The organism is Streptomyces sp. NPDC045846 (genome assembly GCF_056431605.1).
Genome location: NZ_JBWKKJ010000003.1, coordinates 266101 through 278802, shown reverse-complemented (window position 1 = coordinate 278802; position 12702 = coordinate 266101). Strand labels below are relative to the sequence as shown.

Sequence of the window (12702 nt, the reverse complement as noted above, 5' to 3'; positions counted from 1 at the left end):
CGCGGGGACGGGAAGGATCGGGCCGTGCCCCACCGTCGCCGGGGTGGTCGCCCGACAAGTACTGCGCCCTGTGAACGAGGCGCGATTCTCCGCCTGTTGGGATACGGCAGGAGCTGAGGGGGACGACTGTCGCGGACCGCGCGGCCAGGTGATCGTCATGCGCGCGGGCCTGCGAACCAGCGGGTGGCGGCCCGTATGAACCCCTCGACATCAGAGGCGTGTTCGTCTGCCCAGGCGACCGTGCCGTCGGGCCGGACCAGAACGGCGCCCAGCCCCAGGTCGTTCCTGGCGGCGCCCGCCGCGTACCGGATGCGGTCGGCCCAACCGCGCGCTGGACCGCGCAGGCGTTGGTCGGCGCTGAAATCGAGCACCACTCCCTGTCCGTCCCCCATCAGGTCGCCGAGGCGTGTGCCGTCCTCAAGGCGGAAGTCCGGTGCGCTGCGGCCTGTCAGGGGATGCCGACCGCCCAGGTCGTAGCGGATCGAGGCGCCTGACACCCGCTGGAACACGTAGGTCGTTCCGTCCCGGGTCCCGAGGAGATCGCGCACCACCGCCTGGAGCGCCTGGGAGTGCGGATCCGGTCGCATGGCCGCCACTTGGGCGCGTGACCAGTCGAGCACCCGCGCGCCGACCGGATGGCGCTCGCTGGTGTACGTGTCGAGAAGTCCGTCCGGTGCATGGCCGTGCACGGTTGCCGCGAGCTTCCATCCCAGGTTCATGACGTCGCCGATGCCGGTGTTGAGTCCCTGGCCGCCGAGGGGGGAGTGGATGTGGGCCGCGTCGCCCGCGAGCAGGACGCGCCCCCGCCGGTAGGTCGTCGCCTGCATCGCCCGATCGGTGAAGGTCGAGACGCGATGCACCTCGCTCAGCGTCACGCTCGTGCCGGACACCCGGCGCAGCACCGCCTGGAGGTGCTCGCGGGTCGGCAGCCGAGAGCGGTCGTACGCCCCGCCGTCGAAGTCCGCCATGCCCAGGTGCCCTTCCGAGAGCCAGAGGTACATGCCCGTCGGCGTCAGGGTGAACCCGGGACGCAGCTTCTCGGGATCGGCGACGGTGGCGTGCAGGGCGTACCCGGTGAACTGCGGCTCGGTGCCGACGAATTCGAACCCGGCGGCCTTGCGTACGGCGCTGCGTCCGCCGTCGCAGCCCACCACGTAGCGCGCCGTGTACGCGTGCTCCCCGGCCGCCAGGGTCACGCTCTCCCCGTTCTGCGTGACGGAGGAGACGGCGGCGCCGCGCCTTATGTCGACGCCGAGCTTGTCGGCTCGTTCGGACAACACGCGCTCGACAACATCGAGGTAGGTGAGCATGCTTCCCGGCACCGGGCTGGGCAGCCGGTAGGCCAGGGCGGTCGTGTCGAGCTGAGCCGGGTCGAGCATCATGCCCGCGAAATGGCCCACCGCGCGCGGAGGCGGATCGTGTGCCTCGCCCTCGGCGGCGGGTAAGTCGTGGGCGCCCGCTGCCGTCAGGAGCTCGCGCAGCATCCCGCGGCGGTAGAACGTCTCGAGGGACGCGTGGGACAGGCCCCGCGTTCCGAGCGGCCTCGCCTTGAACGGGGAGTGAGCCTCGGGCTCCCGTTCGAGCACCAGGACGGAGCAGCCCGCGAGGCCGAGCTCACAGGCGAGGAACAGACCGACCGGGCCGGCGCCCGCGATCGCTATGTCGTACAAGAGAGGTCCCTTCCCTGACCCCGGCCGGATGGGGCACCCGGCCGGACCTCTCCCACGGTGCCGCATGCCACCGACACCCGGCCGACAGCGGTGGCGCGCCACCGACACCGGGCCGACAAACTCCCGCCGTGCAGGCGGGAGTTCGACGATCGCGCGGCGGACTCAAAGCGGCCCGCTGTAGGACAACCAATCTGGGGAGCAGGCCGGTTGAGAGGGTTTGCTCAGGAGATGCCGAGCTTGGCGAGTGCGGTGGTCCAGTCGGTGGCGATGGCGCTCTGGGCGGCTTTCAGCTGCACCTTTCCGGAGCACACGGCCTTGGACAGCTTCGCTTCGACGGTGTCCTTGGGGTTGTTGGGGCCGCCCCCGGGCTTGTGGTCGGGCGACGGCGGTTCGACCCACAGGTTGCGGGGGTCGTCCGGGTCGCCGCCGAGGACGAGGGAGATGAGGTGGTCGTACTCGCCGTCACCCAAGGCGCCGGTGTAGTCGTACGACCGGGCGTTCGCGGCCTTCTCCGGGCCGGTGACGGACACGGGGGGCCGGATGGTGCCGGTGTAGCCGGACTTGCAGACCGTGGAGGCCAGGTTCTCCTGGGTGACCTTCGGGTTGAGGGCCCCCGGAGTGCACTTCGGGTCGGGCAGGGGCTGCTTGGCGGCGGTGTAGCGGTAATGGCACGTTCCGGGCGATGGCTGGGCCGCCACCGTGTACTTGGCCTGCGGTCCGGGACCGTATTGCAGGGCGCCCGGCGCGCCGGGCGCCGGTGGCGCGGAAGTGCCGCCGGCGGAGTGGCTCGCGGCGGGGGTTGTGGGGTGTTTGGTGTCGGAGGAGCCCTTGCCGCCGGAGCAGCTGGTGAGGGCGGCGGCGATCAGGCAGGTGGCGACGGCGGTGGTGGCGAGACTCGGACAACGGCGCATGGTCACGGCGGCTCCCGGCTGGGCGGCGGTGCTGGGCGATGTCGCAGCGTTTCTACCCATAATGTCCTCAAGTCGCCTTTCGTGTGGGGGAGTTGGCCCGAACGAGGGATGCCCGGGGGTATTACCACCAAAATGGCTTGAAGCTACGGTCATGCCTGTCCCAAGGGCAGGCAAGGATCGCGCAGGTCGCTCACTGTTTACCTCACGGTTCTACTCGCATAGAACCCGGGGGTGGTGTCATGCCGTCAGTCGCCCGGCGGATCCCGGCCGGGCCTGAATTCGACGGAGACCCCCACATGTCCGCGATACGCCGAATCGCCCCCACCCTGGGCGCGTTCACCCTCGCCTCCGGCGCTCTGGTCCTCGGCACGGGCAGCGCCCACGCCGCCCCCGCCGTCGTTTCCGCCGCCCCGGCGGCCGCCACGTCGTCCTGTTCGCAGTCGTTCCTGCCGCTGCCCGACCCGGTCTGCCAGCCCGGCGCGTACAACCCCTCCGTGACGCAGTCCACGATCGGCTCGACGATCTGTGTGTCGGGCTGGACGTCGACGGTGCGCCCGCCCACCAGCTACACCAACCCGCTCAAGGTCCAGCAGATCGCGGCGTACGGCTACAGCGACACCAGCACGGCCGACTACGAGGAGGACCACCTCGTGCCGCTGGAGCTGGGCGGTGCGCCGCGCGACCCGAAGAACCTGTGGCCCGAGCCGCGTTACAGCACCGGCGGCGAGACCGCGGGCAACAAGGACACCGTCGAGAACAAGCTCAAGACCGCGGTCTGCAACCACCAGGTCACCCTCGACGCCGCCCGCAGCGCGATCGCTTCCGACTGGACCACGGCGCTGGCCGCCGTCGGCCTGGGCTGACCCATCGAGGATGCCCGGCGGCCCGTACACCCACCGGGCCGCCGGGCGCCCTCCGCCGTCGCCCCGCGGCCCCACGGGTTGGTCAGATGGCGTAGTGCCAGGTGGTGAGCATGTAGGCGCCGTACCAGCAGCCGAACAGCGAGGCACCCGACAGGACGATGGCCGCGGTGCGGACTTGAGTGCGGCCGAGGGCCCGGGCGAGGGGGACGAGGAAGACCAGAGCGGGGACCACCAGGCGCAGTTTGGAGTGGTAGTAGTTGCTCTGGGCGAGGGTGAGCACGAGGATCCCGGTGCCGTAGACCAGGAGCGGCGGCCAGGCGCCGCGCTGCCAGGCGAGGGCGGTGGCGACGATGAGCGCGAGGAGCAGGACCGCCGTGCTGACGGGGACCCAGCCGTCGGCGTCGGTGAAGGTGTCGCCGAGGAAGCCCCAGAAGGCCCGGCCGTTGTCCCAGCGGGTGTCCCAGCCGGCCTGCTGTATCGCAAACCAGGCGTCCGGCTGGTGGAGCCGCTGACCGACCCACGCCAGGTAGGCGGGGGTTCCGGCGCAGGCCAGGACGACGGCGGTGATCGGCCGCCAGGCCAGGCGGCGTTCGCGTACGAGGTGCAACAGGACGGCCACACCCACGGCTAGGGCCACGGCCGCGGCCGCGGGCCGGGTCAGACCGGTGAGCAGAGCGAGGAACCCGGCGGTGAGCCATGCCTTGCGGTGCGCGGCGAGCAGCGAGGCGGCGGCCAGGGCCAGGAACAGGGACTCGCTGTAGGCCATGAAGAAGGCCAGGGCCATGGGCTGGGCGCAGGCCAGCAGGATGGCGGCGACCGTGGCCGTACGGCGGTCGTAGATCCGGCGCAGGAGGTGGTGCACGGCTACCAGCGCGGCGATCAACGAGAGGTGGGCGGCGACTATGGCGGCGGTGCCGTACCCGAGTCCCGTCAGGGTGTGGACGATGCGGATGAGAGCCGGATAGGCGGGAAAGAAGGCCAGGTTGTTGCCGGTCAGTTCGCCGCTCGGGGTGTGGGCGAAGCTGTCGGGGTAGCCGTCCTGGGCGATGTCGCGGTAGAGACCGCCGTCCCACGAGAGCAGCTTGGCGTGGACGCCCGGACCGTCTGCTGGGCTCATGACCGCCAGCAGGACGAGATGGAGGACGGCGGACGCGCCGTAGATCGCCAATGCGGGCCACGTCGCGTCCCAGGCTCGGCGCGGCCAGGTGGTCCGGCCCCGGCGTGGGTCGTCGGGGACCTCGGCCGACGGGCGTGGGGTGTCTGGAGCGGCGGGTTGGGCTTGCGCCGGTATTCGGCGGGGGCTGACGGCCGTGGTGGTCGAGGCGTTCATGGGTCTTTCTTGGTCGGCGGTCAGCGGGGTCCGGTGTCGGACGATGGCGGCGATCGGCTGTGTAGTGGGCCGGGGGACCGAGCGGGTGGGTCGGGCGGCGGACTTCTCCTCGGTCAACAACGGCTCCTCGCATGGTCGGTCCTTTGACACGTCTACGCCTGGGAGCGGGCGCCGGGTTGACATGCGAGACGCACGTCACACTCCGGTCGGTCGCCGTTGAGAAGGTCCGCATGGCCCGGTGTGCGGCATGTGTGGCTCAACCGGGCGGTGCCCGGCGGGAGATGTGGGTGTCGGTCGGTACGCCGCGGATCCGCTGTCCACACACCCGGGTGCGAAATCGTGCCCTCCACGCTGAGGAACCCCGATCGGCAGCCCGACTCCCGGTCGATCAGAGGGAGGTCACCCCGGAGCCGCCCCCTGTCTACGGCCATACGGGAGGTCATGGCGGCCTCGGCCAGGGCGCGGAGAAGTCCTCTCTTGGTGTGGCGGAGAAGTCTCCTCTTGGCGCGCAAGTGCCATGAGACCGGGGGTTGTTGAGCACCCGACCGTCGCGCGAGCCGCCTTGTACGCATGCCGCCGAGCCCGACCTCGTCGAGGAGGTCGAGCGCCTCGACGGTCTCACGCTTCGCTTGTGCCACCGCGACAACCTATCGCCGATAGGTGGATCTGACGAAGAGCCGGTTGCCGAGGGGCCCGGGGCCGGGCGGGAACCGGCCCGTTCAGGAGGGGGTCCGCGCCGACGGGAGCGCGAGCGCGCTCCCGTCGAAAGAGGCGCTGACCAGGCACTTCGGGTGCGTACGTAACGGTGGGTGATCTGGACGGGCGGGCGCCGGGAGGCGGACCTAGGATGTCTCGGGTTGAGCCATTGCCCGGACCGACATCAGTGGTCCGGATGCCGAAGTGGCCCTCACCCGGCCCACGGACACGTGGAGGTCTCATGCGTTTCACTCACACATGCGTGACAGCGGCTGCCGCCGCCGGAGTGCTCGCCCTCACGGGGACGGCGACCGCGTTCGGCGCGGCCAGCCCCGCAGCCGGTTCGGACGCCGTCTTTCTCCAGACGATCCACCAGGCCAACCTGGCGGAGATCGCCGCGGGCAAGGATGCCCGCACCCACGCCACCACCGACTGCGTGAAACAGGTCGCCGACATCATCGTGCGCGACCACACCACCCTTGACTCCAAGGGCGCGGACCTGGCCAAGACCAAGGGCATCACCATGGCGAAGGACCCCAGTGCCGCCCAGCAGAAGCAGCTGTCCGCGCTGAAGTCGAAGAACGGCACCGCGGCGTACGACAGCGCGTGGCTGAAGGACCAGAGCAGCGGCCACCAGCAGGCGCTCGCGCTGATCGACAAGGAGTTGAACTCCGGCAAGGACAGCCAGATCCGGGCGGCCGCCCAGGCGGCGAGGCCGGTGGTGGCGGCGCACCTGAAGATGGTGGAGGGCGGGGTGTGCCACGCGCCCATGGAGAGCGGCTCGCCGCAGCGGTGACGCGGTCGACTCGCCCGCGAGGCAGCCGACGGCCCGCGCCCACGGGTTGGGCGCGGGCCGCCGGTTGCCCGCGTGACGGGAGGCCGGGCGTGGGCGCCCGGGTGCGACCGCTGGCGCGCAACGGGGCGCGGCGCCCGCGGATGGGACGGCGTTCATCCGGTGTGCGGGAGACGGTCGGTCACGCGCCCGCGGTGGTCCGCAGTGTCGCGACGGCGATCTCCAGGAAGTCGCGCAGCGGCTTGGCGTGTGGGTCCCCGGCGACCGCCAGACATGTCTCGACCGGGGGCGCGTCGGTGACGGTGAGGTGGACGAGGCCGGGGCGGGAGTAGGAGACCGCGACGCTCAAGGGCAGGAGCGCGATGCCCTGTCCCGAGGCGATCAGCTCGATCTTCTCCTCGAGCGAGGCGGTCCGCCGCTGCGGCGAGCCGAGCATGGGCTCGCCGTCGAGGTCCGCGGAAGTGAGCGAGTCGCGGTGTGCCAGCGGGTGTGCCGCGGGCAGGCAGGCGACCCGGGGCTCCTGGCCGATGGGGATGGTGTGGAGCCCGGTGTCGGTGAACGGGCGCCGCAGGTAACCCACTTGGGCCCGGCCGTCCCGCAGGGATGCGTCCGGCTCCCACCAGCGGGCCGGAACGACGTCGGTCTCGACGTGGGGATGGCGCGCGGTGAAGGCCCGGATCACCTCGGAGACGCGCAACCCGGGGGAGAAGGCGACCACGAGTCGCTGGACCCCGCGATCGACGTCGTGCACGCGGCCCACGGACGCCGCGACGGTCGCGAGGATCCCCCGCGCCTCCTCGTGGAGCTGCCGACCCGCCGCTGTCAACTCCACGCTGCGGGTGGACCGCACGAGCAGCGAGCACCCCAACTCGCGCTCGAATGCCTTGATTTGGCGGCTGAGCACCGGTTGGGCGATGTAGAGCTGTTCCGCCGCCCGGCCGAAGTGCCGGTGCTCGGCCACGGCGACGAAGTAGCGGAGCTTGCGCAGGTCGAGATCCATGCCTTCAAGGTATCAATCGGCCGGAAGGGTATTGGACGCCCGCGGGCGGGCGCCCCGAGACTCGAAGCATGATCGTCATCACCGCTCCCACCGGCCAGATCGGCAGCCGAGTCCTGGACGTCCTGCTCAACGGGGCGCCCGCGCACGGCGAGGAACTGCGCGTCATCGTGCGCGACCCCGACAAACTCCCCGACGCCGTCCGCTCCCGCGTGGACGTCGTGACCGGCTCGCACGGCGACGCCGAGGTGGTCGACCGGGCCTTCGCGGGCGCGGACGCCGTCTTCTGGCTGGCCCCGCCGGACCCGCGCGCACCGAGCCTGGACGCCGTCTACCGCGACTTCACCCGCCCCGCGGCGAAGGCGCTCACCGCCCACGGCGTGGGACACGTCGTCGGAGTCTCGGCGCTCGGTCGCGGCACACCCGTCGCCGACCGCGCCGGACACGTGACGGCGTCCCTGGACATGGACGACCTCATCGCGGATACCGGCGTCGCCTTCCGTGCGCTCGCCAACCCCTCCTTCATGGACAACCTGCTGTGGCAGGTCGCCTCGATCCGCGACCACGGTGTGTTCACGGGCACCGACGCGGCCGACCGCCGGGCCCCGCTGGCCGCCGTCCAGGACATCGCCGAGGCCGCGGCCGGCCTGCTGCTCGACCGCTCCTGGACGGGGGTGGGCGAGGTCCCGGTGCTGGGCCCGGAGGACCTTTCCGGGAACGACATGGCCCGCATCATGTCCGACGTGCTCGGCCGCCCGGTCCGCTACGAGCGCCAGTCGCTCGACGATCTGTGTGCCCAGCTCGCCGGACGCGGCATGAGCGACGCGCTCGTGCAGGGCTACGTCGCCATGATGTGGGCCAAGGGCGAAGGCCTCGACGACGGCGTGCGGCGCACCCCGGAGACCGGGAGCCCGACGACGTTCCGCGAGTGGTGCGCACGGGTCCTCAAGCCGGCGGTCCAGGCTTGAGCGGACGTACGCACCGGGCCCGTTGACGTGACCGCCGTCCTCGCCGGGCGACGTGGGCGAGAGGTCGGGCGACGGATTCGGACAGATGTGACGCCTGCGCCGCCTTGACGCGTACCGCGTCCGAGGACGGCCGGGACCCTCCGGCCGGGTCCTGCCGGAGGAAGTTGCCGCCGGTATCCAGCCAGCGGCACTCCTGCCTCTCCGCCCGCATGCGGCAGGCTGGCACTTGCACCATTCGGCACGCATTACATCCAGTAAGCGAGGAATCATATGCAATTCATCGCCCGTACAGGACTTGCCACCGTTTTGGCCGTCGGGGCTTTCGCCGCCGCCGTCGCACCCGCCTCCGCCGCCGTCGCCGTTGACGGCGCGCATGCGGTGAACGCCGCGCACGCGGTGGCCGCCAACCCGAAGACCATCAAGCCCGCGGCGTACAACCAGGCGCGCAGCATCCTGGCCAACGCCGGGAGCCAGACCGCGGCCAAGTCCCACCCCGTTCACGGCAAGGACGACGTGCCCGTCAGCTACGGCACGAGCCTGCTGGCCGCCGCGCGGGACGAGTTCCGGCACGACGACCGGAACCTCCCCGCGAAGCAGAAGAAGTCGGACATGTCGATCCCGCACTACAACGCGGTGCACAGCGCCGCGAAGACGATGGGCATCGACCGCTGGTGAGCCGACGGGCGTCCCCCCGAACCGTCCGGCCCTGAGCGACAGAGCCCACCCGGGGGCCGCACGGCCACGACGCCGCCCGCACCACCCCGGCGCCCCCGCAGCCATCCGGCGGGGGCGCCGTGCCGTGGCCCGGAACGGTCGACCGGCAACTGCCCGACCTGGTCAGGACTCGGCCGCGCCGGGCGTGGGGGTGGCCGCATTGATCAGTTCCGTGAGCCGTACCGGATCACACAGCGTGCCGGGCGCCTCCATGGGCACGGCCCAGTAACTCGCGTGTGACTCGTCCGGCTCGGTGCAGTCCACCCGGGGCACACCCAGGTAGCTGCCGAGACCGAGATAGGCCGCGCCCGGTCCGAGACACAGCTTGGGCGGTGAGGGCGGCACGAGGGCGTAGAAGCGGCGCCCGTACGGGTCATGAATAACAGGCCCACCTAGGCCGCGCAGGACAGTGACAGGGAGCGCCGGTACCTGGTCTGCCGCCGCGGCGTACACCATCCCGTCGGTCAAGCGGACGGCTGAGAAGCGGCGGCCGAGTGCGAGGCACGCCAGGTGATGGCGCTGCCACTCCTGGTGTGCGTAGCTCGGCCTCTTGAGGTCGGCGGTGAGCCAAGCCCCGACGGCGGCGTCTCTGACGGCATTGGTGGCGGTGTGCACGGTGCGCTCCTCGGTCGGTGGGCGATGACCATCGACCGTAGGAGCGTTTGCCGGATGTAAGGGGCCGGGATTCGGCCCCCTGCCTCAGGCTGCCAACATGCCGATCTTGACGGCGAGTTCTGCTGCGCGACGTCGGCGCTCGGGCGTGCGAGAGTCCGTTTCCTCGAGTACCAGGCGCCGCGCATAGCCGTTGTACCTGATCGTCTCGGGAGCGGCGGCATGAGCCAGTTCCAGCGTGGCCAGCGCCGTCTCGTGCTGCCCGTCCAGGTAATACGCGCGGGCCTGCTCGATCCGGTGCCGAGCCCGTCGGGGCCGCGACGGAATCGTGTGTGCCTCGGCGCGCGTGGCCTGCCGCACCGACTCGCCGCCGGCCCGCAGCTCGACGGCCACCGTAACCGCGTGGGCACCCATGATGGCCTGCCCGAAAGACGTGACCGGGTGGTAGTAGTCCGGCGACAGGGTGCGAGCCGAGCGCATGGCCTTGTCCCACCACCCCCACGCCGACCCGGTTTCCGCGCGCCGGGCCGCGGTGTAGCCCGCTTCGAACTGCAACGCGCCGGCGATGGCACGCACGTTGTCCGGAGCGTCGGGGAGAAGTGGTGAGAGGTAGCGCAGGGTGGTGAGGGCGAGATCGTCCGCCGCGTCGAAATGCGCCGGACCGCTGTCGCGATGGGCTTGGACGGCCAGCCACGCGGCTACGCCGATCGCGTGCGGATCCTCGCTCTCCTGCGCGGCGACCATGCCTCGCTCGGCCACCCGCCAGAGCAGCGCGGAGTCGGGCTGGTAGGCGACGAAGAACTGGCTGAGGCTGTACACCTCGGACAGAACGGCTTGCGCGGCGCGGCGTGCCGGGACCGTCTCGCTCTGACGGACTGCCAGTTGAGCATCCTGAATCAACTCCGGTAGCAAGGTGCCCAGTACTTCACGATGGTTGGCCGCCTGGTGGCGTGCCGCCCACGCGGTTGTCAGACGTGCACGCAGGTGCGCGGGTCCGGGCGCGGCGCGGTCGCTGCCCAGGGGATAGGCGTTGATCGCCTTGGCCACCTCCGGCAGCTTGGGGTGCCCGGGGCCGACGAACAAGTCGATCTCAGGGCTGTTGTCCCCCCCGACCAGATCGTTGAGGGTGCGTACGCGGAGTACCTCCGCGATGCGCAGGATCTCGGGCAGTCGTGGCATCTTCAGCTGCCCGCCCTCGATCTTCTTCACCCATGAGGAGTGGTGGCCCAGGAGACCGGCCAACTGCTCGCGGGTCATACCGCGGCGGGTCCGGAAGATCTGGACCCGTTGACCGAAGCGCACAGGATCCTCGTACGGGTCCGGGGTGGCGTCAGGAGACATAACGCGTTGCCTCTCTCTGAGCAGCTCGTCACCGTCAGGGTAGGGGGCGAGGCCTGCCCTCTGCGCCTCTCTTCGCGCGGGACGCCTGCGATCCGTCAGGAGTGTCCGGTCAATGCCCTGCCGCAGCCTGGCGCGGGGCGTAACGCGCGCCGGCCGAGAAGGCCGGGATGGCGATGTACGGACCGCGCGGTGCTTGCGCGGGTGTCAGACGCCGCGGGCCCGCTCGAAACGGGCGCGGCCCTCGGCCAGGTCCACGATCGGGTCGGGGTAGTCGGTCCCGGCGCGGTCCGCCGCCTTCAATTTCCACGGCTCGTGGATGAACTTGCGGTCCAGGCCCGCGAGTTCGGGCACCCAGCGCGTTACGTAAGTGCCCTGCGGGTCGAAGCGCTTGCCTTGGACGACCGGGTTCAGGACCCGGTTGGGGCGGGTGTCGGTGCCGGTTCCGGCCACCCACTGCCAGTTGAGCTGGTTGTTGGCGATGTCCCCGTCGACCAGGAGGTCCAGGAAGTGGCGGGCCCCGATCCGCCAGTCGGCGTAGAGCGTCTTGGTGAGGAAGCTCGCCACCAGCATCCGGCCCCGGTTGTGCATCCACCCCTCGTGGGCGAGCTGCCGCATCGCCGCGTCCACCAGCGGGTAGCCGGTGCGCCCCTCGCGCCACGCGGTGACCTCCCGCTCGTCGGCACGCCACCGGTCACCGCGCGGCCGGTAGTCCTCCCGCGACGTGTCCGGGCGGGCCGCGAGCACCTGGTGGTGGAAGTCCCGCCAGGCCAACTGCCTGATGAACGCCTGCGCGCCCGGTGACCCCTCGCGCTTCGCGAGGTGGACGAGCTCGGTGGAGGACAGCGCGCCGAAGTGGAGGAAGGGGGACAGCCGGGACGTGGCGTCGCCCGCGAGGTCGTCGTGGCCGTCCTCGTATCCGGCGATGCCGCCGGACAGCCACTGCTCAAGCTGCCGCCTGCCCGCCGTCTCCCCGCCCTCCATGAGGCCGGGCGACACCCGGGCCGCCCCAGGGCGTCGGGGCAGGGTGCCCGCCGCGACCCGGGGAACGGCGATCTTTCGCGGCACCGTGACCACCTCGCGGACGCCCTCCTCGCTCCAGCGGCGCAGATACGGCGTGAACACGGCGTAGTGGTCGCTGCTGGCCGGGGTGACAGCTCCCGGCGCCACCGCGGTCACCACCGCGTCATGTGCGGACAGCTCACAGCCGATTCCCTCGAGCGCCGTGCGCAGGCGTTCCTCGCGGCGCGCAGCGTACCGGCTGACGCCTCCCGCGACATGCACCCGCACCGCGCGCGTCTGGGTCACCACGGCGCACACCTGCTCCACCACGTCGCCGGCTCGCACCACGAGATGACCGCCGCGGGCCCGGAGCGAGGCATCGAGGTCGGCCAGACAGTCGGCGAGGAACGCGCGTCGGTTGGGGGCGTCGAACCCGGCCGCCCGCACCCCGTCGTCATCCACGAACAGCGGCACCACCTGCTCGCCCTCACGTGCGGCCGCGGCCAGCACGGGATTGTCGTGCAGGCGCAGATCGGATGTGAACAGGGCTACGGACACCGGCACTTGGTGGCCTCCTCGGAGGTGCGCTCTTCTTCGACGGGGTGACTGCGGGGCTGGGGGAGGAGGGAGGGAAGCGGATGCGGTGATCCTCCTCGACGTGGGCTCGATCCTCCTGGATGGCGGGCTTCCCGGGGGTGATCCGGAGCGGGCGTGGCGAAGGATTGGTCCGACCGCCCGGGAGAGTGAGGGCGCGCCCGCACGGAGGTCCCGCCCCTTCAAAGGGCCACCGGGTGCGGAGCTGGATCGG

General features: G+C 71.3%; 11 protein-coding genes. 4 read left to right on the top strand and 7 right to left on the bottom strand.

Annotated elements, in window-relative coordinates:
- Positions 1–155: 155 nt before the first annotated feature.
- On the bottom strand, positions 156–1670 hold the full coding sequence (locus AC07F3_RS10285) for an FAD-dependent oxidoreductase (protein ID WP_479112403.1): 1515 nt from the start codon (positions 1668–1670) through the stop codon (positions 156–158).
- A gap of 221 nt (positions 1671–1891) precedes the next feature.
- Entirely contained in the window at positions 1892–2581 is a 690-nt protein-coding gene (locus tag AC07F3_RS10280) for a hypothetical protein (protein ID WP_479113067.1), read from the bottom strand.
- Between the two features lie 296 nt (positions 2582–2877).
- Here AC07F3_RS10280 and AC07F3_RS10275 point away from each other — a divergent pair, with 296 nt between their 5' ends.
- The gene (locus AC07F3_RS10275; protein ID WP_479112402.1) at positions 2878–3444 is read left to right on the top strand and encodes a hypothetical protein; all 567 of its coding nucleotides are present in this window, start codon (positions 2878–2880) and stop codon (positions 3442–3444) included.
- An 82-nt stretch (positions 3445–3526) separates the two neighbouring features.
- Here the strand turns inward: AC07F3_RS10275 and AC07F3_RS10270 are convergent, their stop codons facing one another.
- The gene (locus tag AC07F3_RS10270; RefSeq protein ID WP_479112400.1) at positions 3527–4774 is read right to left on the bottom strand and encodes a hypothetical protein; all 1248 of its coding nucleotides are present in this window, start codon (positions 4772–4774) and stop codon (positions 3527–3529) included.
- 958 nt (positions 4775–5732) lie between these two features.
- Here AC07F3_RS10270 and AC07F3_RS10265 point away from each other — a divergent pair.
- A complete protein-coding gene (locus AC07F3_RS10265; protein WP_479112398.1) occupies positions 5733–6266 on the top strand; it encodes a DUF4142 domain-containing protein in 534 nt (177 codons plus the stop codon).
- A gap of 178 nt (positions 6267–6444) precedes the next feature.
- Here AC07F3_RS10265 and AC07F3_RS10260 read toward each other — a convergent pair whose 3' ends face one another.
- The gene (locus AC07F3_RS10260) at positions 6445–7263 is read right to left on the bottom strand and encodes a LysR family transcriptional regulator (RefSeq protein WP_479112396.1); all 819 of its coding nucleotides are present in this window, start codon (positions 7261–7263) and stop codon (positions 6445–6447) included.
- A gap of 68 nt (positions 7264–7331) precedes the next feature.
- Between AC07F3_RS10260 and AC07F3_RS10255 the strand changes: the two genes are divergently transcribed.
- On the top strand, positions 7332–8228 hold the full coding sequence (locus AC07F3_RS10255) for an NAD(P)H-binding protein (protein ID WP_479112395.1): 897 nt from the start codon (positions 7332–7334) through the stop codon (positions 8226–8228).
- Positions 8229–8498: 270 nt separating this feature from the next.
- Positions 8499–8903 (top strand): hypothetical protein, encoded by a 405-nt coding sequence (locus tag AC07F3_RS10250; RefSeq protein WP_479112394.1) that lies wholly within the window; start codon positions 8499–8501, stop codon positions 8901–8903.
- Between the two features lie 162 nt (positions 8904–9065).
- On the opposite strand, the gene AC07F3_RS10245 is transcribed toward AC07F3_RS10250, so the two are convergent.
- The 3 genes from AC07F3_RS10245 to AC07F3_RS10235 form a co-directional block, all read right to left on the bottom strand.
- A complete protein-coding gene (locus AC07F3_RS10245; protein ID WP_479112393.1) occupies positions 9066–9557 on the bottom strand; it encodes a hypothetical protein in 492 nt (163 codons plus the stop codon).
- Positions 9558–9641: 84 nt separating this feature from the next.
- The gene (locus AC07F3_RS10240; protein ID WP_479112391.1) at positions 9642–10895 is read right to left on the bottom strand and encodes a helix-turn-helix domain-containing protein; all 1254 of its coding nucleotides are present in this window, start codon (positions 10893–10895) and stop codon (positions 9642–9644) included.
- Positions 10896–11099: 204 nt separating this feature from the next.
- Positions 11100–12458, bottom strand: coding sequence for a cryptochrome/photolyase family protein (locus tag AC07F3_RS10235; protein ID WP_479112389.1), 1359 nt, complete (start codon positions 12456–12458; stop codon positions 11100–11102).
- Positions 12459–12702 lie beyond the last annotated feature (244 nt).